This is a genomic window from Cloacibacterium caeni, assembly GCF_907163125.1.
Classification (GTDB): Bacteria; Bacteroidota; Bacteroidia; order Flavobacteriales; family Weeksellaceae; genus Cloacibacterium; species Cloacibacterium caeni_B.
Genome location: NZ_OU015319.1, coordinates 885,726 through 910,157 on the forward strand (window position 1 = coordinate 885,726; position 24,432 = coordinate 910,157).

22 protein-coding genes are annotated in these 24,432 nt (G+C 33.2%); 9 read left to right on the forward strand and 13 right to left on the reverse strand.

What is annotated here, in order from left to right; translation table 11 throughout:
• Nucleotides 1–7 precede the first annotated feature (7 nt).
• From KKQ79_RS04050 to KKQ79_RS04065, 4 genes are all read right to left on the reverse strand, one after another.
• Complete coding sequence (locus KKQ79_RS04050; protein ID WP_213189096.1) at nt 8–1,258, reverse strand: DUF1015 domain-containing protein; 1,251 nt, start codon at nt 1,256–1,258, stop codon at nt 8–10.
• 74 nt (nt 1,259–1,332) lie between these two features.
• On the reverse strand, nt 1,333–2,292 hold the full coding sequence (locus KKQ79_RS04055) for a D-2-hydroxyacid dehydrogenase (protein ID WP_213189097.1): 960 nt from the start codon (nt 2,290–2,292) through the stop codon (nt 1,333–1,335).
• 15 nt (nt 2,293–2,307) lie between these two features.
• Nucleotides 2,308–3,363: a 3-phosphoserine/phosphohydroxythreonine transaminase gene (gene serC, locus KKQ79_RS04060; protein WP_213189098.1), complete on the reverse strand. Its 1,056-nt coding sequence runs from the start codon at nt 3,361–3,363 to the stop codon at nt 2,308–2,310.
• A gap of 79 nt (nt 3,364–3,442) precedes the next feature.
• Nucleotides 3,443–3,793 (reverse strand): 4Fe-4S dicluster domain-containing protein, encoded by a 351-nt coding sequence (locus tag KKQ79_RS04065; RefSeq protein WP_069799317.1) that lies wholly within the window; start codon nt 3,791–3,793, stop codon nt 3,443–3,445.
• Nucleotides 3,794–3,929: 136 nt separating this feature from the next.
• On the opposite strand from KKQ79_RS04065, the gene KKQ79_RS04070 reads away from it, so the two are divergent.
• Nucleotides 3,930–4,967, forward strand: a complete 1,038-nt coding sequence (locus tag KKQ79_RS04070; protein ID WP_213189099.1) for an acyl-CoA reductase — start codon at nt 3,930–3,932, stop codon at nt 4,965–4,967.
• A gap of 47 nt (nt 4,968–5,014) precedes the next feature.
• Nucleotides 5,015–5,704 (forward strand): Bax inhibitor-1/YccA family protein, encoded by a 690-nt coding sequence (locus tag KKQ79_RS04075; protein WP_213189100.1) that lies wholly within the window; start codon nt 5,015–5,017, stop codon nt 5,702–5,704.
• A gap of 37 nt (nt 5,705–5,741) precedes the next feature.
• On the opposite strand, the gene KKQ79_RS04080 is transcribed toward KKQ79_RS04075, so the two are convergent.
• The gene (locus KKQ79_RS04080) at nt 5,742–6,056 is read right to left on the reverse strand and encodes a DUF4286 family protein (RefSeq protein WP_213189101.1); all 315 of its coding nucleotides are present in this window, start codon (nt 6,054–6,056) and stop codon (nt 5,742–5,744) included.
• A 41-nt stretch (nt 6,057–6,097) separates the two neighbouring features.
• On the opposite strand from KKQ79_RS04080, the gene KKQ79_RS04085 reads away from it, so the two are divergent.
• From KKQ79_RS04085 to KKQ79_RS04095, 3 genes are all read left to right on the forward strand, one after another.
• Nucleotides 6,098–6,469 carry a DMT family protein gene (locus KKQ79_RS04085; RefSeq protein WP_213189102.1) on the forward strand — a complete coding sequence of 124 codons (372 nt, stop codon included), beginning with the start codon at nt 6,098–6,100 and terminating at the stop codon, nt 6,467–6,469.
• A gap of 153 nt (nt 6,470–6,622) precedes the next feature.
• Nucleotides 6,623–9,184, forward strand: coding sequence for a DNA gyrase subunit A (gene gyrA / locus KKQ79_RS04090; RefSeq protein WP_213189103.1), 2,562 nt, complete (start codon nt 6,623–6,625; stop codon nt 9,182–9,184).
• 58 nt (nt 9,185–9,242) lie between these two features.
• Nucleotides 9,243–10,631 carry a tetratricopeptide repeat protein gene (locus KKQ79_RS04095; protein WP_213189104.1) on the forward strand — a complete coding sequence of 463 codons (1,389 nt, stop codon included), beginning with the start codon at nt 9,243–9,245 and terminating at the stop codon, nt 10,629–10,631.
• A 67-nt stretch (nt 10,632–10,698) separates the two neighbouring features.
• Here KKQ79_RS04095 and KKQ79_RS04100 read toward each other — a convergent pair.
• Nucleotides 10,699–12,053 (reverse strand): IS3 family transposase gene (locus KKQ79_RS04100; protein ID WP_213190656.1). Its coding sequence is split into 2 segments (ribosomal slippage): nt 10,699–11,579 and nt 11,579–12,053, totalling 1,356 coding nucleotides; the frame shifts between segments, so codons are not numbered across the junction.
• A gap of 54 nt (nt 12,054–12,107) precedes the next feature.
• Nucleotides 12,108–12,758, reverse strand: a complete 651-nt coding sequence (locus KKQ79_RS04105; RefSeq protein ID WP_213190675.1) for a metal-dependent transcriptional regulator — start codon at nt 12,756–12,758, stop codon at nt 12,108–12,110.
• A 227-nt stretch (nt 12,759–12,985) separates the two neighbouring features.
• On the opposite strand from KKQ79_RS04105, the gene KKQ79_RS04110 reads away from it, so the two are divergent.
• Nucleotides 12,986–13,405, forward strand: a complete 420-nt coding sequence (locus KKQ79_RS04110; RefSeq protein ID WP_213189105.1) for a nucleoside-diphosphate kinase — start codon at nt 12,986–12,988, stop codon at nt 13,403–13,405.
• A gap of 81 nt (nt 13,406–13,486) precedes the next feature.
• Here the strand turns inward: KKQ79_RS04110 and rpe are convergent, their stop codons facing one another.
• Both rpe and KKQ79_RS04120 read right to left on the reverse strand, forming a co-directional pair.
• A complete protein-coding gene (gene rpe, locus KKQ79_RS04115) occupies nt 13,487–14,137 on the reverse strand; it encodes a ribulose-phosphate 3-epimerase (protein WP_069797499.1) in 651 nt (216 codons plus the stop codon).
• A 123-nt stretch (nt 14,138–14,260) separates the two neighbouring features.
• Entirely contained in the window at nt 14,261–15,127 is an 867-nt protein-coding gene (locus tag KKQ79_RS04120) for a sigma-70 family RNA polymerase sigma factor (RefSeq protein WP_069797503.1), read from the reverse strand.
• A 484-nt stretch (nt 15,128–15,611) separates the two neighbouring features.
• Here KKQ79_RS04120 and KKQ79_RS04125 point away from each other — a divergent pair, with 484 nt between their 5' ends.
• A complete protein-coding gene (locus KKQ79_RS04125; RefSeq protein WP_213189106.1) occupies nt 15,612–16,643 on the forward strand; it encodes a threonine aldolase family protein in 1,032 nt (343 codons plus the stop codon).
• Between the two features lie 19 nt (nt 16,644–16,662).
• Nucleotides 16,663–18,003: a M28 family metallopeptidase gene (locus KKQ79_RS04130; RefSeq protein ID WP_213189107.1), complete on the forward strand. Its 1,341-nt coding sequence runs from the start codon at nt 16,663–16,665 to the stop codon at nt 18,001–18,003.
• 200 nt (nt 18,004–18,203) lie between these two features.
• Here KKQ79_RS04130 and KKQ79_RS04135 read toward each other — a convergent pair whose 3' ends face one another.
• The 3 genes from KKQ79_RS04135 to KKQ79_RS04145 all read right to left on the reverse strand — a co-directional run bounded on the left by KKQ79_RS04135 (nt 18,204) and on the right by KKQ79_RS04145 (nt 22,549).
• Nucleotides 18,204–21,155: a VPS10 domain-containing protein gene (locus KKQ79_RS04135; RefSeq protein WP_213189108.1), complete on the reverse strand. Its 2,952-nt coding sequence runs from the start codon at nt 21,153–21,155 to the stop codon at nt 18,204–18,206.
• Nucleotides 21,156–21,368: 213 nt separating this feature from the next.
• Entirely contained in the window at nt 21,369–22,178 is an 810-nt protein-coding gene (locus tag KKQ79_RS04140) for an enoyl-ACP reductase FabI (protein WP_213190676.1), read from the reverse strand.
• A gap of 92 nt (nt 22,179–22,270) precedes the next feature.
• Nucleotides 22,271–22,549 (reverse strand): hypothetical protein, encoded by a 279-nt coding sequence (locus KKQ79_RS04145; protein WP_213189109.1) that lies wholly within the window; start codon nt 22,547–22,549, stop codon nt 22,271–22,273.
• A 306-nt stretch (nt 22,550–22,855) separates the two neighbouring features.
• Between KKQ79_RS04145 and KKQ79_RS04150 the strand changes: the two genes are divergently transcribed.
• A complete protein-coding gene (locus tag KKQ79_RS04150; RefSeq protein ID WP_213189110.1) occupies nt 22,856–23,416 on the forward strand; it encodes a DNA-3-methyladenine glycosylase I in 561 nt (186 codons plus the stop codon).
• Nucleotides 23,417–23,487: 71 nt separating this feature from the next.
• Here the strand turns inward: KKQ79_RS04150 and KKQ79_RS04155 are convergent, their stop codons facing one another.
• Entirely contained in the window at nt 23,488–24,342 is an 855-nt protein-coding gene (locus KKQ79_RS04155) for a nucleoside phosphorylase (protein WP_104794098.1), read from the reverse strand.
• Nucleotides 24,343–24,432 lie beyond the last annotated feature (90 nt).

Genomic DNA, 24,432 nt, shown 5'->3' on the forward strand with positions numbered 1-24,432 from the left:
AGAAAAATTACCAATCCATGTCGTACATTAACAGTGCAGTAACCAGTTTTGGCTCTATGTAAGTACATTTTGGAGGCATTTGCAAATTCTGATTCGCCAGTTTGGTAATATCGTTAAAACTTACTGGGAACAATCCAAAGCCAACGGAATAATCGCCAGAATCTACTTGTTCTTTGAGTTTGATGATGCCTTCAATATTAGAATTTCCTTTTACAAAATTCATTTTGCTGTTTTCTTCTTCCTCATAATCATTAATTCCGAGAATAGGTTTGAAGATATATTTGTCTAATAAATGATGGTCTACATTATCTAATCCTTGGTCTAAATCTCTGAGATTATGTTTTACGTGCAGTGAATAAAATTTACCACCCAAATACATAGAAATGTGGAATTTCTGTGATGGATAGTAAGCGTTTTCACCTTTTTCGTGGATAAGGAAGTTCTCTGATACTTTTTGTAAAAATTCTTCTTCAGAATTTCCGTTTAAATCTTTTACAACTCTGTTATAGTCATTAATTTTAATCGATTGACTAGAAACAATAAAACTGAAAACAAAATTATAAGGTTCATTGCCATTATGTCTTTTGTTTTTTTCTTTGTGTTTTTGAGCGTATAATGCTGCAGAAGCTATTCTGTGGTGACCATCAGCTACATAAAAAGAATCAATTTGGTCTATTACTTCTTTAAATTGCTGAAGTTTTAGACGATTGTCTATTCTCCATACTTTGTGTCTTACTCCAGTTTCGTCTGTATGATTAATGATGGGAACATTTTTTTCTTCGTGGTTCATCAGTAATTCTATTTTAGAATTAGCTTGATAGGTAAGAAGAACCGGTTCTGCTTGAAGTGAAACTTTCTCTAAGAAATGAGCGAGTTTTTCTTTTTTATAAGTAAGGGTAGATTCATGTTTTTTGATTTTTCCGTTCCAAAAATCTTCCACACTTGTCAATCCTAATAATCCTCTGAAAACAGATTTATTGGGTAAAATTTGCTCATACAAATAATAAGAAGAGCTGTCTTGAAGAAGTTTATTGTCGCCCAACATTTCTTCGTAATTGCTTCTTACTTTTCGTAGATTTCTATCAACATCTTTTGATTTGCTACATACATATGGTTTAATCATCTGTATGTAAGAAGAGTCTTCCGTCGCTTTTTTATTGATTTCTTCCTGCGTAAAATTATCCAAAGGATGAGTTGGGAATTTATCAATATAATCAGGGTGCGGTCTAACTCCTCTAAATGGTTTAAAAACTGGCATGTTCTACGTTTAATTAATTTGAGGTTTTATATAGTTTAATTTTTTAAATTTTGCGAATATAATAAATTTTTAAATTATATAAGTTTTTGTAAGTCAATAATTTGTTGTGCTAATTCTGTTCCTATTCTTTCTTGGGCTTCTAAAGTGCTTCCACCAACATGCGGAGAAAGCGAAAGCGAAGGATTCATCAGAATCTGAATTTCTGGTTTTGGTTCGGTTTCGAAAACATCTAGAGCAGCTCCCGCTACTTTTTTATTTTCTATATAATCAATGAGTGTTACTTCATTGATTACACCGCCTTTTGCAGTATTTACAATGAAAACGCCATCTTTCATCATTTCAAATTCTGGCGTATCTATAATGTATTCAGTAGTTTCCGAAGTATTGATGCTGATGAAATCTGCCTCTTTTAGAAACGCTTCCTTATCATTGGTAGAAGTGAATTCAAAATCAATAGTTCTTCCGTCAAAAAATTCTAAAGAAATGGTATCTGTTTTAGGTTTTCTGGTGTAGAAAATAATTTTCATTCCAAGACCAATTCCTATTTTGGCAACTTCTTTTCCGATGTTTCCAAAACCAATGATTCCTAGTGTTTTTCCTGAAAGTTCTGTTGCTTTTTCGTAAGATTTTTTGAGAAACGCAAATTTAGTATCACCTTCTAAAGGCATATTTCTATTAGAATCGTGCAAAAATCTAATCAAAGTCAGAAAATGCGCAAAAACCAATTCGGCCACGGATTTAGCAAAAGCGTTTGGTGTATTAATGACATGAATTCCTTTAGATTTGGCGTATTCTACATCTATATTATCCATTGATTCGCCACCTTTTCCTATGATTTTTAAACTCGGACAAGCGTCTATAAGTTCTTTAGTTACTTGTGTAGCGTTTTTAACCAATAAAACTTCTACTTGATTTTCATTGATAAAAGGAATGAGGTGTTCCTGAGAAACTCTATTGTCAAGAAGATTTAATCCAGCTTCTTTCAAAACTTTTTCTCCAGAATTTGAAATACCGTCGTTTGCTAAAATTTTCATATTTTTCTTTAGATTTTAAATAGATTTCATAACATCTACCAAAACCTGTACGCTTTCTATTGGTAAGGCATTGTAAAGACTTGCTCTGTAACCACCTAAACTTCTGTGTCCGTTTAATCCATTGATTCCCGCAGCTTTCCAAGCGTTATCAAAAGCTTCTTTTTTAGATTCGTCTGTAATTTTGAATGAAACATTCATTAAACTTCTATCTTCTGGAACGCAGAAACATTCAAATAATGGATTTCTGTCTATTTCATCGTAAAGAAGTTTCGCTTTAGCAATATTTCTTTCTTCGGCAGCAGCTATTCCGCCATTATTTTCTAACCATTGTAGGGTAAGTAGTGAAGCGTAAACTGCAAAAACTGGCGGCGTATTAAACATAGATTCTTTCGCTACATGTTGAGCGTAGTCTAAGTAAGATGGAATAACTCTGCCTGATTTTCCTAGAATTTCTTTTTTTACCACTACAAGAGTAGCTCCAGCTGGTCCCATATTTTTTTGAGCACCTGCATAGATTAGATCAAATTTAGAATAATCAAACACTCTAGAGAAAATATCAGAGCTCATGTCAGAAACCATTAAAGTATTGGCTTTTGGAAAATCTTTGATTTGAGTTCCATAAATGGTATTGTTAGAAGTGCAGTGGAAATAATCATATTCTGCACCTACTTCTTCAATTTTTGGAATGAAAGAGTAATTTTCTTCCTTAGAAGAACCGATTACATCTACTGTTCCTAATTTTTTGGCTTCTTTAATTGCATTAGCAGCCCAGTTCCCAGAATCTAAATAAGCTGCTTTTCCGTTTTCTTTCATCAAGTTAAAAGGAACCATCGCAAATTGTAAACTTGCGCCTCCACCTAAAAATAATACATCATAGTCATCATTAAGATTCATTAATCTTTTTACAATGGCTCTGGCTTCATCCATTACTGCGATAAAGTCTTTGCTACGGTGAGATATTTCTAAAATTGAAAGTCCCATTCCGTTAAAGTCTAAAATCGCTTCTGCTGATTTTTGGAAAACTTCCTGAGGGAGAATGCAAGGTCCTGCACTGAAATTATGTTTTTTCATATTTTTATTGAGAATGATTGTAAATTTATTGAAACAAAAAATCCCGCTCATGCAGAATGAAGCGGGATTTTTTTAATTTTTATTCGCCGTGTAAAAATGCTTTTTTACCTAAAAGTTCTGCGTCCGTTTCTACATGGTTGTCATCTGGAACACAACAGTCTACCGGACAAACCGCAGCGCATTGTGGTTCTTCGTGGAAACCTTTACACTCGGTACACTTATCAGGAACAATGTAGTAAACATCATCACTTACAGGTCTTTGAGGTGCATTAGCATCCATTGTTAAACCTGATTTCAAAGTTACGGTTCCTTTTAGACTGGTTCCGTCTGAAGCTTTCCAATCTACAGCTCCTTCATAAATCGCGTTATTAGGGCATTCTGGTTCGCAAGCTCCACAATTAATACATTCGTCTGTTATTATAATAGCCATTGCTAGGTATTTTTTTTAAATTTGCACAAAATTAGTAAATTTCAGTTGATTTGGAAAAGTTTTGCATGGTAAAACTTATCTTTTTTGAGGTAATTTTTAATAATAAGTGCAAAAATAATAGGATTAAATAAATAAAATGAAACAAGATCTCAAAATACAGGGTTTAAGTAAATTAGGACATTATCTTCAACAGTTTTTACAAAAATCAGAAATTGATTATACTCATGATGAGCAAGAATTAGCCGCATTGATGAGACGAAGCGAGGTAGAAAACCCTTGGTTTACTCAAGAAAACATAAGATTTTGTTTTAAAAATTGGGCAGATATTTTAACCGAAGAGAATATAAAAAATTGGCTCGCAGAATATCAGGTTTCTCAACTATCTAAAAAAGTAGGATTGATTTTGGCGGGGAATATTCCTTTAGTAGGCTTTCATGATGTGATGTGTGTGATTCTAAGCAATCATATTCCGCTGATTAAGCTCTCTTCTAAAGACAGACTTCTTTTGCCTTTCTTTTTGAAAAAATGGGGTGAATTTTCTGAGTGGAATTTAGAGTTTCAAATCGTAGAAAGATTGACAGAATATGATGCGGTAATTGCTACAGGAAGTAATAATACGGCGAGATATTTAGAATATTATTTTAAAGATGCTTTGTCTATTATTAGAAAAAACAGAACTTCTGTGGCGGTAATTAAAGGAGATGAAACTGATGAAGAATTGCAATTATTGGCAGAAGATATTTTCAGATATTTTGGTTTAGGTTGTAGAAATGTAACGAGACTTCTTATCCCGAAAGATTATGAATTAAGCAGACTTTTTGAGAACTTTTTAGGTTTTAAAGACGTGATTAATCATCACAAGTATGCTAACAACTATGATTATAACAAAGCAGTTTATCTCTTAAATCAAGAAAATTTTTGGGATAATAATTTTGTAATGCTCAAAGAAGATAGCGCACTATTTTCGCCGCTTTCTGTGCTTAATTTCAGCAGATACGAAAGTGTAGAAGAAGTTCACGCTTTTCTCGTGGAAAATGAATCAAATATTCAGTGTGTGGTAGCAAAACCAGAATTGGGAATAGAAAATTCTGTAAACTTTGGGGAAGCGCAAAATCCTAGTCTCAATACTTATGCAGATAATATTGATACGATGGCTTTTTTAAGTGTGGTATAAATATTTTTTCTATTTTTAACAATTAAAATTTTTAAAAACAAATATCTATGGAAATTCAAACTACATTAGTTTCTCAAGCTACTGATATTGAGAAAGGAGAATTCTACAAAAAAACGTATTTACATGTTGCTTTTGCACTTTTAGCATTTGCGTTGGTAGAATACATTTTATTATTCAACATTCCAGAAGAGTATATCATTGCGATGGTTTCTCAAAAATTTGCTTGGTTATTAATTTTGGGGTTATTTTGGTTAGGTTCTACATTAGCGAATAAATGGACGCTTTCTCAAAGTAAAAATGTGCAGTATTTAGGCTTAGCTTTTTATGTTTTATTAGAAGCGATTATCTTTTTGCCAATGATTTATTTGGCTGTAGTGTACACAGAAAGTTTAGAGGTTTTAAAACAAGCTGCGCTCCTTACTTTAGCTTTATTTGGAGGCTTAACAGCTGTTGCTTTTTTAAGCAATAAGGATTTTTCTTTCCTGAAAAATGTTATTGTAATAGGAGGTTTTGTTTCTCTAGGATTAATCGTAATTGCAATCCTTTTTGGATTTAATTTAGGATTATGGTTTTCACTAGGAATGGTTTTATTGGCTTCGGCAAGTATTTTATATGAAACACAGAAATTAAAAGATGTTTATTCTCCTAATCAATATGTAGGAGCGTCACTACAACTATTTGCTTCAATCATGCTTCTTTTCTGGTATATTTTAAGAATTCTATCAAGTAGAAAATAAACCAGTTTAAAATAAAATTAAAAAAAATCCAGATTATTTAAAATCTGGATTTTTTTTCGTTTAATTCTGTTTTGAAAATCATCACGCTTTCCCCGAATTTTCGAGCGATTATTTCTGAAAGATTGTAGAGTTCAGTTTCTGTGAACTCTTGTCTTTTTTCATCGCTTTCGAAGATGAGAAGGAGATTAGTGTTCTTGCCTTCGGTAAGCATTTCGGTATTTACTTCAGAAAGAATGTATTTTTCTACGTCTATAAAGTTTTCAACTAAAGTTATCAATTCATTCTCTAAATACTGTTCCCAAGTCTGCAATTGGCTTTCTACGGTATGGAATGTTATGCTTAAAATGCTCATTTTTCTTATTTTTGGAAATTATTTTGCAAAAATACTCAAAAATGACAAAAGGAATTCTCACCGTTCTACTTTTATTGGTTTCAAACATATTCATGACATTTGCGTGGTATGGTCATCTCAAATTTCAAGAATGGGGTTGGATGAAAAAATCTGTACTTTGGTCGGTTATTCTTATCAGTTGGGGATTTGCCTTGTTTGAATATATCTTTCAAGTTCCAGCTAATAGAATTGGTTTTAGAGAAAATGGTGGTCCATTTACCTTGTTTCAGTTGAAAATTATACAAGAAGTAGTTACATTGGTTGTTTTTACCGTTTTTGCAGTGTTTTTCTTTAAAAATGAATCGTTTAAATGGAATCATTTAGTGGCTTTTGTCTGTTTGGTTTTAGCGGTTTATTTTGTTTTCAAAAAATGATAAATATTAGCTTATTTGTGGATAACAAATTGTGAATTTCCGTCAATTTTTTCGGCATTTTTTCGTATATTCGTGCGTTATTTAAAATTGAAAAATTTAGGAATCAGTTTATTTTGCTATAATTCTGATTTTCAAATAATTAAAAAATAAAGTATGCATAAAGAAGGAGAAAGACTAATTCCTATCAACATCGTTGATGAAATGAAATCCTCTTACATTGATTACTCAATGTCGGTAATTGTTTCCAGAGCGTTACCAGATGTAAGAGACGGCTTAAAACCTGTTCACAGAAGAGTTTTATACGGGATGTATGGTTTGGGCGTTTTTTCGAACAGAAAATATTTAAAATCTGCAAGAATTGTAGGGGATGTTTTAGGTAAATATCACCCTCATGGAGATTCTTCGGTATATGATGCGATGGTAAGAATGGCGCAACCATGGAGTTTGCGTTATCCGCAAGTAGATGGTCAAGGTAACTTCGGTTCTATGGACGGAGATCCACCTGCAGCAATGCGTTATACCGAAGCTAGATTGAAAAAAATCTCAGACGAAATTCTTTCTGATTTAGACAAAGAAACGGTAGATTTTCAAAACAACTTCGACGACTCTCTTACCGAGCCTAAAGTTCTTCCTACCAAAATTCCTAATCTTTTAGTAAACGGAACTTCGGGGATTGCTGTAGGTATGGCTACCAACATGGCGCCTCATAACTTATCTGAAGCTGTAGATGCTATTTGTGCTTATATTGACAATAGAGAAATCACCATAGATGAATTGATGAAGCATATTATTGCTCCAGATTTTCCAACAGGTGGTATTATTTATGGTTATGAAGGAGTAAGAGATGCTTTCCACACAGGAAGAGGCAGAATTGTGCTTCGTGCTAAAGTAAGTTTTGAGGAAATAGGCAATAGAAATGCGATCATCGTTACCGAAATCCCTTACCAAGTGAATAAAGCAGAGATGATTGCCAGAACTGCAGAATTGGTAAAAGATGAAAAAATTCCTGGAATTTATGAAATCAGAGACGAGTCTGACAGAAACGGTCTTAGAGTAGTTTATGAATTAAAGAATGACGCTATTCCAAATGTTGTTCTTAACTTATTGTATAAATACACTTCGCTTCAGACTTCTTTCTCTGTTAATAATATCGCTTTAGTTCATGGTAGACCAGAACAATTAAATCTTAAAGATATTATTCATCATTTCGTAGACCATCGTCACGAAGTGATTGTGAGAAGAACAGAATATGAGCTGAAAAAAGCGAAAGAAAGAGCGCATATTTTAGAAGGTTTTATGAAGGTAATTGGTTCGCAAGAATCTCTTGATAAAGCCATTGCCATTATTCGTCATTCTGCAAATCCACAAGAAGCAAAAGAAGGATTAATTGCAGAATTCGAACTTTCAGAAATTCAAGCTCAAGCGATTCTAGATTTACGTCTTGCTCGTTTAACAGGAATGGAGCTTGACAAAATTAGAGCCGAGTATGAAGAAATTATGGCTTTAATTAAAGATTTGGAAGATATCTTGACCAACGAACCTAGAAGATACCAAATCATCAAAGATGAATTGCTAGAAGTTAAAGAAAAATACGGTGACGAAAGACGTTCAGAAATAGATTACTCAGGTGGAGAAATGTCTATCGAAGACTTAATTCCAGACGAAAAAGTAGTTCTTACAATTTCTCACGCTGGTTATATTAAGAGAACGCCACTTTCTGAATACAAAGTTCAAAGTAGAGGTGGAGTTGGTAATAAAGCTGCTACCACTAGAGATGCAGATTTCTTAGAATACATTGTTTCGGCGACTAATCACCAATACATGATGTTCTTTACCGAAAAAGGAAAATGTTTCTGGTTAAGGGTTTTCGAAATTCCTGAAGGTTCTAAAACAGCGAAAGGAAGAGCGGTTCAGAATTTAATTAACATAGAACCAGATGATAAAATCAGAGCGTACATCAGAACCAATGATCTAAAAGATGTAGATTATGTAAATTCTATGTATGTAGTAATGGTGACTAAAAATGGTATCATCAAGAAAACATCTCTTGAACAATATTCTAGACCTAGAGTAAATGGTATTAATGCTATTGAAATTAGAGAAGATGACCAATTATTAGAAGCTAAATTAACTACAGGAACTTCTGAAATCATGATTGCTACTAAAGGTGGTAAATGTATCAGGTTCCCAGAAGAAAAAGTAAGAGCAGTTGGTAGAAGTTCTATTGGAGTTCGTGGTGTAGATTTATCTGATGGAGATGAGGTAATTGGCATGATTGTGGTAAATGATATTCAAAATGAAACTGTTTTGGTCGTTTCGGAGAAAGGATATGGTAAACGTACCGCAGTAGAAGATTATAGAATTACCAATAGAGGTGGAAAAGGAGTAATCACCCTTAATATTACTGAAAAAACAGGAAATCTTATTGCGATTCAGTCGGTTACAGATGAAGATGGTTTGATGATTATCAACAAATCTGGAGTTGCCATCAGAATGGGAATGGATGACCTAAGAGTTATGGGTAGAAATACTCAAGGAGTAAGAATGATTAATTTGAAAAATAATGACGAGATTGCTGCTGTTGCTAAAGTGATGATGGACAAAGAGGTAGAAGAAGAAACTGAAGAGACAGTAGAAAATAATGACGAAGAAACTCAAAATCAAGCTCCTCTAGAATCTCAAGAAGATACATTAAATAAGAACGAAGAAGAATAGTATTATATTGAGGACAAGCCATAAACTTGTCCTTTTTTAAAAATTTAATTTTTACATTATGAAAAAAATAATTTTAAGTGCAGCAGTTATTGCCTTTGGTTTTTCATTTGGACAAAAAAAAGAAATTTCAGCTGCTTTCAAAGCAATCGAAGCAAATGATACTGCTACAGCAAATACACAGATTGGTGCTGCAGATGCAATTTTAGGTGGTAAAACTTACCTTTTAGAGCCTACCGTTTTAGAACAATATTATTATGCTAAAGGTCTTGGACTTTTAAATACAGGAAAAATTTCTGAAGGAGCAGAAGTATTAGCAAATATCTCTGCACTTGGAAAATCTAAAATTTATGTAGGCAAGAACGCAGAGAAACAAAAAGTGTATTACGTAGGTAAACAAGCTGCAGACGCATCTGGAGTAGCTAATCTTAAAGAAGAAACTTACGCACCTACACTTGTAGGAAATCTTGGAGCAAAGATTAATCCACTTTTGACTAAAGCAAATGAAGAAGCTATGGCTGCTTATAATGCGAAAAACCATGAAGTAGCAGGAAAAAAATTCTTAGAAGTAAATAATTTATTAGCTGCTGCAGGTAGTGAAGATAAACTATACAAATATTATGCAGGTGTATCTTATGCTCAAGGTCAAAAAAATGTAGAAGCTGCTAAGGTTTATAATGAGTTAATTAATGAAGGTTATACTGGTGTAAAAACTGAATATAAAGCAAAAAATAAGAAAACAGGAGCAGTAGAAAATCTTGACAAAAATTCTTTTGAGCTTTATAAAAAAATGGGAGCAACCGGAGATTATACTGATTTTAAAACAGAAAACACTCCAAGTGTAGAACAAGAATTATATGAAACAGCTGTAGCTTTAGAAATTGAAAATCAAAATTATGACTCAGCTTTAGCATTAATAGATAAAGGATTGGCTAAATTTCCAAAAAGTAGCAAATTAACAGAACAACAAGGTACGGTTTACTACAAATCAGGGAAAATAGATCAATTCATGGCTAACTTAAAAGACCAAGTTGCTAAAAATCCTAACGATAAAGTTTCTTGGTATAATTTAGGAGTTTTAGCAAGTAAAGATCCAAGTAAATTAGCTGACGCTGAAGGATATTTCAAAAAATCTTTAGAAATAGACCCTAACTATGTAGAAGCTCTACAAGGTATGATTTATAATATTTATGTAAATGGAGATGATAAGGCAATCGCTGCTATAGATGAAGCTAGAAAAGCTAAAAAAATGGATGTATTCAATAAATTATTAGGTGAAAGAAGAGCGAAATTAAGCAAGGCTATTCCTTATGCAGAGAAAATTTATTCTCTTAACCCTAAAGATGTAGAAATTGTATCTTTATTAAAAGGTTTATATCAAACTTCACATAATGATGCTAAATTCCAAGAAATGAAAGCAGTAGAAGCTGCTCTAAAAGCTGGAAAATAATTGATATTTCAATACATAAAAATAAAATCCCGAAGAAATTAGACTGCACCCAAAAGTTTAGACAAAATTAAACAATATTTTCAAAGGAAAGAGTTCGGTACTGTACCGGACTCTTTCCTTTGAGATTGAGTCTTATTCTATCATTGTTGTAATAGTGAATGTACTTCACTATTTCCATCTTAAGTTCCTGAATGGAACCAAACTTTCTGGCATAAAACATTTCTGATTTTATCGTTCCAAAAAAGTTTTCTATCACCGCATTGTCCAAACAGTTTCCTTTTCGGGACATACTTTGAATAATACCTTTTTCTTTTAACAAGTTTTGGTAATGTTTCATTTGATATTGCCAACCTTGATCAGAATGTAGAATGATGTTTTGTGTAGATTTTACTTTTCTGAATGATTTCTTTAGCATTCTGATGATTTGGCTAAACACAGGTCTTTCAGATAAGTCAAAACTGACAATTTCACCATTAAATAAATCGATGATTGGAGATAGATAAAGTTTATTACCCGATACATTAAACTCTGTAACATCGGTTGCCCATTTCTGATTAGGAGTGTCCGATTTGAAATTCCTCTGTAGAACATTGGGCGCAATTTTCCCTTGCTCTCCCTTGTAAGATTTATATTTCTTCACTCGGATAATACTCTTTAAACCTAATATTTTCATAAGTCGTAAAACAGTTTTGTGATTAATCAAAATTCCTTTTTCTTTCAAAAGCAAAGTAATTCTTCTATAGCCCAACCTTCCTTTGTGACGATGATAAATCTGCTTAATCATTTCTTTTATTTCCGCATATTTATCTTTCATTTGAAAGCGTTTTTGATAGTAATAAAAACTGCTTCTTGCCATCGATGTACAATGCAGTAGTACTGCTAAATCAAAGTCCTGCCTTAACTCTTCGATGGCTTTGGATTTTTCCTTTCCTGAATTAAGGCGTCTAACTTTTTTAAAATGGCGTTCTCGGCTTCTAAATAATAAATCCTCTCCAACAGTTCTTCCTCCCTTGTTAAGGGTTTGCCTGTTTTCTTTTTTTTTCGCGTGTAATTACTCATGGTTTTAGGTCTTCCTCTGGGTATGTTTTCTAAACCTAAAATACCATTTTTTTTGTAATTACGCTGCCAACTAAGAATACTGGACTCCGCAGGAATATTAAACCTTCTCGACGCTTCTTTTAAACTTAAATTCTCTTTCTCAATTACTGATAAAATCTTTAATTTAAAATCTTTTGTGTAATGCGTATTGGAAAGCCGAACAAGTCCTGAAACTCCATAAAGTTCATAAAATTTTATCCATTTACGAACCAAGGAACCACAAACTCCAATGCGTTTTCCTAAATCGTCTGTTCCAATATCCCCTTTGTGATATCTCTTTATAGCTTTTAATTTAAAGTCTAATGAATATTTACTTTTCCCCATAAAAAATGCCCCTAAAAAGTGTCTAACTTTTTGGGGGCAGTCCATTTTCGGGATTTATTTTTTTACCAATAGTTTCTCACAAACCATTTTGCTGAGAACTTCTGTTCTATCTGAAAAATATATCTGCATAGAACCATCAAATTTTTCTATGTTTTTAATTAAAATTTCTGCACCTAAAGCTAAATTTCTCTGGTTGAGGTAATTCAGAAAATCATCTGTAGAAATAGTCACAGAAGTAAGAATTACTGTTTCATTTATTTTACACTCACTTAGTTTTTTAAGATTTTGAGTAATAATGATACCGTCTTTGTCTGGAATAGGTTCACCATGAGGATCTACTTTTGGAAAATTGAGGATTTCATCCATCTTGTCAAAAAAATCTTCAGAGTGTACATGTTCTAATTGTTCTGCAATTTCGTGTACATTTTCCCAACCGAATCCCATTTTTTCAACCAAAAACATTTCTGTTAATCGGTGTTTTCTTACCACTATAGCCGCTTCTTTTCTTCCCAATTCTGTAACTTTTATTGGTTTATAGGTCTCGTAGATTACCCAATTTTTGTCTGCAAACTTTTTCATCATGCTGTTTACAGAAGGCATTTTGATTTGTAAAAATTTGCTTAATTCATTTACAGTAACCTGATTTTCAGAATCTAATAGATGGAAAATGGCTTTTAAATAGTTTTCTTCGGTAAGGGAATTCATGTTGTTAGATGTAATATTTTTCAAATCTAACATTTTATTTTTACATAAAAAAAACCTCCAATTGCTTGGAGGTAAAAACTAATAACCATGAAAACTCAAATTAAACATGAGAATCGTTATTAATATTGCAAATAACGTGCCAAAAGAAAATGGCTCTCTTTGAAATAAGTTTCCTTTGCAAAAATACAAAAAAATCTTACATTTGCAAAAAATATTTTAAAAAAATTATGTCAGGTAACATTACATTTACAATGATTAAGCCAGATGCAGTTGCAGATGGGCACATTGGAGCAATTTTAGGGAAAATTGCGGAAGCAGGATTTACATTCAAAGCATTAAAATTAACTCAACTTACAGTTGCAGATGCTAAAAAATTCTATGAAGTACATGCAGAAAGACCTTTCTACGGAGAATTAGTAGAATTTATGTCTTCTGGACCAATCGTAGCTGCTGTTTTAGAAAAAGAAAATGCAGTACAAGATTTCAGAAAACTAATCGGTGCTACTAATCCTGCAGATGCGGCAGAAGGAACTATTAGAAAGATGTTTGCAAGAAGCGTAGGTGAAAATGCAGTTCACGGTTCAGATTCTGATGAAAATGCTCTAATTGAAGCGCAATTCCATTTTTCTGGAAGAGAAATTTTCTAATCAAATAGTTTTACCCAAAATTTATAAAAAAAGTTCGAGAATTTTCTCGAACTTTTTATTTTTATATCTCTTTAAGTAATTTTAAACTTTCAATAGTTCAATTGTTCTTTCTGGATTTTCACTAGCAAAAACAGCATTTCCTGCTACCAGAACATCTGCACCTGCTTCGAAGAGTTTTGGTGCGTTTTCGGTATTTACACCGCCGTCTATTTCGATGAGCGCTGTAGAATTATTCTCCAGAATCAATTCTTTGGTTTCTCTGATTTTTTTGTAAGTGTTTTCTATGAATTTTTGTCCACCAAAACCAGGATTTACGCTCATCAAAAGTACCAAATCAACTTCGGTAATAATATCTTCTAATACCCAAACTGGAGTAGAAGGATTAAGCACTACACCAGCTTTTGCACCTTTGTCTTGAATCAAATTAATGGTTCTGTGAAGATGTGTACACGCTTCATAATGTACAGAAACCAAGTCTGCACCGTAATTGATGAATTCTTCTACATATTTTTCAGGCTCTACAATCATAAGATGTACATCTACAAATTTTTTGGCGTGTTCCTGAATCGCTTTCATTACTGGGAAACCAAATGAAATATTCGGAACGAATCTTCCATCCATTACATCTACATGAAACCAATCGGCTTGACTGCCGTTAATCATTTCTATATCACGCTGTAAATTCCCAAAATCTGCAGATAAAACTGAAGGTGCAATAAGTTTTGTTTTCATTTAAATTGCTTTCTGCTGTCAGCTTTTAGCTTTCAGCTTGATTAATAAAATATTTTAAAATAAAAAAAGATAGCTTTCGCTATCTTTTTGCTGTTTGCAGATAGCTGAAAGCCGACTGCTAAATTATTTACCAAGGTAAGACTTCAAGATTTTGCTTCTAGAGTTGTGTTTCAATCTCTTAATTGCTTTTTCTTTAATCTGTCTTACTCTTTCTCTCGTTAAGTCGAAAGTTTCACCTATTTCTTCTAAAGTCATAGGATGTTTTCCGTTGAGACCGAAGTATAATCTTACCAAATCTGCTTCTCTTGGCGTAAGCGTTTGTAAAGCTCTTTCAATCTCTATTTGTAGAGATTCTAGCATTAAGTCTTTATCTGGACTTGGTGATTCACCAGAACGTAAAACGTCATATAAGTTAGAATCTTCTCCTTCTACTAATGGTGCGTCCATAGATAAGTGACGACCAGAGTTTTTCATAGATTCTTTAATATCTTCTTCGCTCATGTCTAGAACTTCTGCCAATTCTTCTGGTGAAGGTGGTCTTTCGTTTTCTTGTTCTAAGTGTGCGTAAGCTTTGTTGATTTTATTGATTGAACCAATTTTGTTCAAAGGTAATCTTACAATTCTAGATTGCTCAGCAAGAGCTTGTAAGATAGATTGTCTAATCCACCAAACTGCATAAGAAATAAATTTGAAACCTCTGGTTTCGTCATATCTTTTAGCAGCTTTCATTAGACCAAGGTTTCCTTCATTAATAAGGTCAGGAAGAGATAATCCTTGGTTTTGATATTGTTTTGATACAGACACCACGAAACGCAAGTTGGCTTTAATTAACTTTTCTAGAGCAGCTCTGTCTCCGTTACGGATTCTTTGAGCGAGTTCTACTTCTTCGTCTGCTGTGATGAGTTCTACTTTACCAATTTCTTGCAAATATTTGTCAAGGGAAGCGGTTTCTCTATTGGTAACCTGTTTTGTAATTTTTAACTGTCTCATATCTTATTATACGTTCATTATAACGAAAAGGTTACACACTTTATTGAAATTAATGAAAAAATAGCTAAATTTTATAGAAAAAGCCAATAATTTGGGCGCCATTTCCAGCTTTCGCCAGTCGCTATCTCAAAAGCCAATCCTAATTCCCATATTTTTTGAGATGAGCTCCAACAATGGCTCAATCTGGGGCGCAATTTTCGTATTTTATTAAACTTTTTGAATTAAGTTTTTCGATTTTTATGACCTAGGAAACGGAGGCGTTTAAAAATTTTTAAAAATTTTTGTAAAGAAATTTCCACTGTTTGAGTATGTAAGGAAAAAGCTAGGGACGAGTTTTGGAAATTTTAGAAAATTATTTAAAATTTTAGCCGAGTTTCCAGTCTTGAATTTTTGGTTCTTTTGTTTCAAGACAAAAGAACATGTTTATTTTAAAATTAATATTGTAAGTATTAAAAATCTTCCACTTTTTCCTTAATTTAGTCCTATGAAATTTTCTTTTAAAAATGACTATTCCGAAGGTTGCCATCCCAAAATTTTGGAGGCACTTTCTCAATGTAATTTAGACCAACAAAACGGTTACGGACTAGATATTTACTCAGAAAATGCAGCAAATATCATCAGAGAAAAATCAAAATCCCCTGAGTCTAAAGTTCATTTGGTAAGTGGTGGAACGCAAGCCAATTTAATTGTAATTTCTAGTATTTTAAGACCACACGAAAGTGTAGTTTCGGCTAATACTGGTCATATTTTCACCAATGAAACTGGTGCAATAGAAGCTACAGGTCATAAAGTACACGGCGTAGAAACCAAAGATGGAAAATTAAGACCAGAAGATATTCAGAATGTGCTAGATGTACATGCCAATGTTCCGCATCAGGTAAAGCAGAAGTTGGTTTACATCTCTAATTCTACCGAAATTGGAACGATTTATACCAAAAAAGAATTGGAAAATTTATCAAATTTTTGCAAAGAAAAAAATCTATATTTATTTATGGATGGCGCCAGATTAGGACACGCTTTAACGGCAGAAAGCAATGATGTAACGCTAGAAGATGTAGCGAAGTTTACAGATGTTTTTTATCTTGGCGGAACCAAAAACGGAGCTTTATTAGGTGAAGCAATCATTATAAACAGACAAAGTCTGCAAGAAGAATTCGGGTTTCACATTAAGCAAAAAGGGGCAATGCTCGCGAAAGGAAGATTACTCGGAATTCAGTTTCAAGAGTTGATGAAAGACGATTTATATTGGGATTTAGCAAGACATGCCAATCAACAAGCCATGAAAATCAAGCAAACTTTCAAAGAAATAGGTTGTAATTTTTTGGCGGAAACAGATACCAATCAGATTTTCCCAATTTTAGAAAATTCACAAATTGAGAAACTTTCAGAACAGTTTGATTTTTATGTTTGGAAGAAAATAGATGCACAAACATCAGCCATTAGAATTATTACTTCTTGGGCTACAGAAACCGAAGTGGTAGAACGTTTTTGTCAAGAAATTTTGAAATTAAAATAAATAAAACCAACTCTAAATAATGAAAAAACTTATACTTTTAGTTTTTTTAATTCCTGCTGTTTTCTCGGCACAACAAACCGTTTCCAGAGATGCAGAAATTGCGAATTATGTGTCTCAAGTAAGCGCAGATTCTTTAAAATCTCATATCAATAAATTAGTAAGTTTTGGTACTCGTCATACGATGAGTTCTACTACTGATGCTAAAAAAGGAATTGGTGCTGCTAGAAATTGGGTGCTTTCTAAATTTAGAAATTATGCTAAAAATGCTGATGGAAGAATGGAAGTTTTTCTACAAAATCAAACCATTCAACCAGACGGAAAAAGAATCAATCAGCCAACAGATTTAGGAAACGCTATTGCTATTTTGCGTGGAACTGATCCTAATGATAAAAGAATTTTTATGATTGGCGGACATCTTGACTCCAGAGTTTCTGATGTGATGAATGCCAAAGATTTCGCACCTGGAGCAAATGACGACGGAAGCGGAGTAGGTGCTGTAATAGAATCTGCCAGAATTTTGAGCCAATCAAAATTTCCTGCAACTATAGTTTTTGTAGCATTTTCTGGTGAGGAACAAGGTTTGTTAGGTGCTAAAATGCTTGCAGAAAAGGCAAAAAATGAAAATTGGCAATTAGAAGCTTTGTTGAATAATGATATGATTGGGAATAATCTTTCCAGTGAAACCAATCTAATCAATGCCAATCAGTTAAGAGTTTTTTCTGAAGGTTTGCCGCAATTTGATTTGGATAAAAAAGCGCAAGGAATTAGAAATTTAGGTTTAGAAAATGATGGAGAAGCCAGACAGTTGGCAAGATACATTAAGGAAATTGGAGAGCGTTATGTGGACAATTTAGAAGTTAAATTAATCTATAGAAACGACAGATTTCTTCGTGGCGGCGATCATACTTCTTTCGTGAATCAAGGTTTTTCAGCGGTAAGATTGACTGAATTCAATGAAAATTACGACCATCAACATCAAGATATTAGAAAAGAAAACGGTAAGCAATTTGGAGATTTACCAGAATTTATGGATTTTGAATATTTCAAGAAAAATGTTGGGGTAAATGTTTCTGTTTTGGCAAATTTGGCAAAATCTCCTTCAAAACCAGAAAATGTGAAAATGGATGTAAAAGAATTGACCAATTTCACGACCATTCATTGGGAAAAACCAAAAAATGGAGAAGTTGTAGGTTACTATGTTCTCATGCGTGAAACCGATTCTTCTACTTGGCAAAAGAAATTTTTCACCAAAGAAAATTCTATGAAACTGCCTTATTCTAAAGATAATTATTTCTTTGCAGTACAAGCGGTAAACAGTTCAGGAAACGAAAGTCTCATCGTAATTCCAAGTGTAAAATAATAGAAAAGTCCCGAAATTTTCGGGACTTTTTTTGTGTTAACTTTTTAACGCAAAGATTATTATTGCTTTACAAAGATTTTAAGAAAGCAAAGAAAGTGAATAAATTCACTCTTGAAGCGTTCGCTTAATCAATTCCGTTTACGGAATAAGCTTTGCTCCCTAAAAGAGAGATTTTTTTAAAAATTCTTTGCGTTTTAAAATCATAATTGTTTTTTGAAGCCAACTTCTTTTCTCCATTTTTTAAATTCTCCTGGAGACATTGTTCCTTGCGGAACTTCGGTTACTCTTTTGTTTTTAGATTTAGGTCTTTCTTTCACTTCCAGCGATTTCTTTTCCGTAACTCCATTGATGGAAATTTCTACCGTGTATTTTCCTGGCGTGATGTAAACATTACCATCATCTGCTTTTTTAGACTTTTCAGTGGCATTTACTGTCAAATCATAATCAATCGTGTTAAAACCTTTATCAGCATTTTGAGCAATGGTTTTTACGGTTTCATTTTGAGCATTGATGATTTTAAGGACAGCATTTCCTGCATTTTTTGTGTAAAATTCTATTGGGAAATTCTGCTTTTCAATTTCAGTGAAATTACTGTAAGATTTGCCCCAATTTTCTTTGAAATTAATGCTTTCAACATCAAAAACGATTAAATTTTTAGCTAAATTTTCTGGCGTTAATTTTTGTAATTTCTTCACATCGGCAATGTAGATACTTCTTCCGTGAGTTGCTACAATCAATTCATTATCTCTGTGATGAACTTTTAAATCGTGGACTGCTACATTAGGAAGAGTAGCATTGTTGGCAGACATAAACGTTTTTCCTCGGTCTAGAGAAATGTACAATCCATTATCCGTTCCTACATACAATAGATTTTCGTTGGTGTGATCTTCTCTGATGACATTTATAGGTTCTGAAGGTAAATCTTCGCCAATTTTTTTCCAAGTTTTCCCGAAATCATCAGAACTGTAAAGCAATGTACGGAAATCATCTTCTCTGTAAGCATTTAAACTCAAATAAATTCTAGATTCTGAGAAAGAAGAAGGTTGTACTATAGAAACCCAAAATCCTGGGAAATCGCCAATTTTTTGCCAAGAATTTCCGCCGTCTTTGGTTACATTTACCAATCCATCATCACTTCCTGCATAAATTAAACCGAATTTTTTCGGACTTTCTTCTATCGTTGAAAGGGTAGAAAAAGGTACATTTTCTTGTTTGGTATTTCTGGTTAAATCTCCAGAAATTTTTTGCCAAGTTTCGCCTTTGTCCATACTTCTGTAAATACTTTGTGAAGCAAAATAAACGATGTCTTGATTATGACGAGAAATCTGGAAAGGTGCTTCCCAATTGAAACGAAGTGGATTTTCGCCAATTTCTCTCGGAACTTCTAGATATTTTCTTTCATTGGTTTTTCTGTTGATTCTAAAATAATTCCCAAACTGAAAACCAGTGTATAAAGTTGCATTATCTCTGAAATCTACACGAACTTGCATTCCGTCTCCACCAAGAAGAAATTTGAAATTATCGCTATTATCAAACTTTCCTTTTTTATAGTCAAATTTATTGCTTGATGGCCCAAACCAAACACCATTATCTTGCATTCCGCCATAAACATTGTAAGGTTTTTCTAAATCATAATCCACCGAATAAAACTGTGAAACTGGCAATGAATTGCAATGAATGTAAGAATTTCCATTGTCGTAAGAAATATTGATTCCGCCATCATTTCCATTGATGAAATGATGGTCATTTTTCGGGTTAAGCCAAATAGAATGGTGGTCTGCGTGAACATTTGGAGAGTCTATCGATTTGAAAGATTTTCCGCCATTTTCTGAAACCAAAATCGGAACACCTGCAATAATTACTTTATCTGGATTGGTTGGCGAAACCCAAATTTGCCCAAAATAATAACCGTAAGTGTAATATAAACCGTCTAGATTTTTTTCGTTGGTTTTTCTCCAAGATTTTCCGGCATCATCAGAGCGATAAACTTCTGCACCTTCAATTTCGATGTTGAATAAATCATCATTTCCATTATGCGTATAGTTGAAAATATCTTTTACCGTGATTTTATTTTCTCTGAGCGATTTTTTTAGATTTTCAGAGGTGTATCTTTCAGGGAAACGTTCTCCATCAAGGTATTCATTAACCATTTTATCATCTAAAGCCAAGAATTCTTCTTTGGTGATTTTCTGCATTTTGGCTTTGTCCAAAGATTTTTCAGATTTTTCTTCTTTTGTAGTTGAAGCAGGTCTTGTTTTTTGATTATCAACAATTGCGTAAATGATATTTGGATTTTTTGGGAAAATGGAAAGTCCTATTCTTCCTACGTTTTCGTCTTCTGGAAAGCCAGAATCTTTGGTTGAAATTTTTTGCCAAGATTCACCACCATCATTTGATTTGAAAATTCCAGATGAAGCGCCACTTTCTACAAATTTCCAAGCTTTACGTTCTTTGTACCAAAGTGTAGCGTAAACTTCTTTTGGATTTTGTGGATTAATCGCTAAATCAATTGCTCCAGAATTTTGGTCTGCCGAAAGTGTTTTTTTCCAAGTTTTACCACCATCATTGGTTTTGAAAACGCCTCTTTCTGCGTTTGGTGAATATAAATGTCCAACAGCTGCAACCCAAATTTCATTATTGTTTTCGGGATTTACTACAATTCGGCCAATGTGATGCGTATCTTTTAAGCCTAGGTTTTGCCAAGTTTTTCCTTGGTTTGTACTTTTATAAATTCCCATTCCTGCATAAGAAGAACGAGAAGAATTGCTTTCACCAGTTCCTATGAATATGGTTTTTGTTTTCCAATCTATGTAAATGTCACCAATGGTCATTACAGCTTCTCTATCAAAAATAGGAGTAAAAGTGGTTCCGTTGTTATTGGTGTACCACAATCCACCAGAAGCATAAGCCACATAAAATTCTGTAGGATTTTCTGGATTGGCATCTATATCTGTAACTCTACCACTCATGGTAGTAGGACCTACATTTCTGAATTCTAAATTTTTGAGAATAGATTTTTCTTCTAATTTTTTTCTTTGTTCGTAACCTTTCCAGCGTTCTTCTGCCGAAGTAGGATTGAGTTTAAGGTTTTGCGCATGATGAAAAGAAAATGCTAAAATAGCGGTAGAAAGTAGAATTTTGCGGTAATTCATTGTAGAGAAGTTTTTTCCAAATATAACTAAATTTTCTTATCTGCGTTCACCGCGCTAACGATGGAAGCGGCATCCTTTTTTAAATTTTTAGCCTCGGAAAATAAGTTTGGAGAAAATTTAAAAAAGATATAGCGGACAGCGTGTTAAAGCGCCATAAAAAAATCCATTCAACAAGGTGATGAATGGATTCTGTATTTTGAAATGTTAGAGATTTTACTCTCCGTTGTATTTTTCTACTACTTTTTGAGAAACTCCGGTATTGCTGAAACCACCGTCATTAAACAGGTTTTGCATAGTAACTCTCTTTGTAAGATCAGAGAACATTGCCACGCAATAATTAGCACAATCTAATGCAGTAGCGTTTCCTAGAGGAGACATATCTTCTGCAAATCCCATAAAACCTCCAAAACCTTTTACACCAGAACCTGCTGTAGTTACGGTAGGAGATTGAGAAATGGTATTTACTCTTACTTTTTTCTCTCCCCAATAATAACCGAAAGACCTTGCGATAGATTCTAGGTAAGATTTGTTATCTCCCATATCGTTGTAATCTGGGAAAGTTCTTTGAGCAGCGATGTAAGTAAGTGCTAGGATAGAACCCCACTCATTCATACAATCTTTTTCCCAAGCGGTTTTCATTACTTTGTGGAAAGAAACTGCAGAAACATCCCAACCTTTTTCTAACCAATCATAGTTGATATCTGTATAATGTTTGCCTTTTCTTACGTTTACAGACATTCCGATAGAGTGAAGGATGAAATCTATTTTACCAAATTTAGCGATAGCCGCATCAAAAAGTTTTCCTAAATCTTCCATAGAAGTAGCATCTGCGCCAATTACTTCTGAATTAGTTTTTTGTGCTAAAGCATCTATTTCGCCCATTCTCATTGCTATAGGAGCGTTTGAAAGGATAAATTCTGCACCTTCTTCATGACAACGTTCTGCTACTTTCCAAGCGATAGATTGATCATTAAGCGCGCCGAAAATAATTCCTTTTTTACCTTTAAGTAATCCGTACATAATAATTTATTTTAGGCAAATTTATAAAAATATTACTTATAGCATAAAAGAATCCCGAATTTTTCGGGATTCTAAATCAAAATAATGAATAAAAATTAATGGGTTCTGGCTCTGTATTCGTCTTTTACATCGTCTATCATGTCTTCGGTTTTATCCTTAACGTTTTCAGCGACATCTTTGGTTTTCTCCCAAATGTCATTGGCAACATCTTTGGTTTTTTCCCAAGCATTTTCTGCAGTATCTTTTACATCATCTGCAAAATTTTCTGCTCTTTCTGACATGTTTTCTGCTGTATTTTGTACAGAGTTTACTGTTCTGTCTCTTGCTTCGTCTAATCTATCAGAAGCATTGTCTAATGGTTTGTTCGTGTCCATAATAATATATTTTGATTGGTTAGTAAAGCAAATGTAGAATTATTAAACACGGAAGGTCTTACAGAATTATGAAGAATTGTTATATCGTTAAAAAGAAAGAACTCCGAAAATTATCAGAGGTTCTTTGCAACAAAAATTTGATTTTTTATGAATAACTATTATTAGGAAGGTTGTATCTTTACCTAGATTTTGTGAATTTTTACATAACAAATTTACTCACTAATTTCACAAGATTTTGTTAATCAATTGATAAAATTTTATTAAATTTTTTAACGTAAAATATTAATTATCAATACTATCTATAATATGGAAGTAGTAAGATGCGCATGGTGCGAAAAAGACGATTTATACCGCAATTACCATGATCAAGAATGGGGAAAACCTATATATGACGATGACACAATTTTTGAATTTCTGATTTTAGAGAGTTTTCAGGCTGGTTTAAGTTGGTATACCATTTTAGCCAAAAGAGAGAACTTCAGAGCAGCTTTTGATCATTTTGATTATCAAAAAATCGCACAATATTCTGAGGAGAAAGTAGAAGAACTCATCCAAAATACTGGAATTATAAGAAATAGACTGAAAATTCTCGCCACGATTAATAATGCTCAAAAATTTATGGAAGTTCAAAAGGAATTTGGTTCTTTCAGTAAATATATTTGGGGTTTTGTAAATCATGAACCGATTATCAATCGTCCTAAAACCTTGAAAGAAGTTCCCGCAACTACCGAAATTTCTGATGCTCTTGCCAAAGACTTAAAGAAACGGGGTTTTAAATTTATGGGTTCTACCGTAGTTTATGCACATATGCAAGCCACAGGAATGGTGAATGATCACGTAGAAGACTGTTGGATTAAAACCCAATAAAAAATTTCTCAAAAAATAAAAACCAGCTAATTTTTAGCTGGTTTTTTATTTATAAAGTTAGAGATTCTTAATTATTTGATAACTCTTTCTAATACCCATTCAATCATATTTTTTTCTGATTGATGATGATCAGCAGAAAACTCTCCGCGTCTTCTATTCGCAATTACGTTATTAATGGTAACTGCTTTGTGTCCTAAAAGTTTAGACAAACCATAAATCGCAGAAGTTTCCATTTCGAAATTAGTAACGCCTAAATCATTAAGTGTTTCTAAAAATTTATCATCTACAGCTTTTAGACGCAATTGTCTTCCTTGTGGCGCATAGAAACCAGGGAAAGTAGCAGTATTTCCTACGTATTTAGCATCTTTGAAGTAATCGTACTGAGATTCTGTCCATTCAGAAAAATAAAGCATTGGCTTAATTCTTTCGTATGGGAATTTTTCCATGAAATTTCTAGAAAACTCATTTTCGAACTCATAATCTTGGTAAAAATGCATTAATCCATCTAAACCAACAACGTTTTGAGAAACCAACATGTTATCTACTTCTACATCAGGATTTACAGAACCACAAGTTCCGAGTCTGAATAATTGAAGCGCAGTATGTTCTGATTTGAATTCTTTTTCTTTTAAATCAATATTCACCAAAGCATCCAGCTCGTTCATCACGATGTCGATGTTTTCTGTACCAATTCCGGTAGACATTACCGTAATTCTTTCTCCTCTTAAAGTTCCAGTATGCGTGTAGAATTCTCTTTTATTTTTTTGAATTTCAATTGTATCAAAATATTGAGAAACTTTTGGCACTCTATCTGGATCGCCTACTAATAGAATTTTCTCTGCAATATCTTCTGGTTGAAGATTAAGGTGATAAACGCTTCCGTCTGGATTTAAAACCAATTCTGAAGCAGCAAGTTTATTTAGCATAATTATAATTTTATTTGCTTTCGGCTTTCAGCAATCTGCATTCAGCCAAATTTGTTAATATTCATTTTAATTGCAGAAAGCCAATTGCTG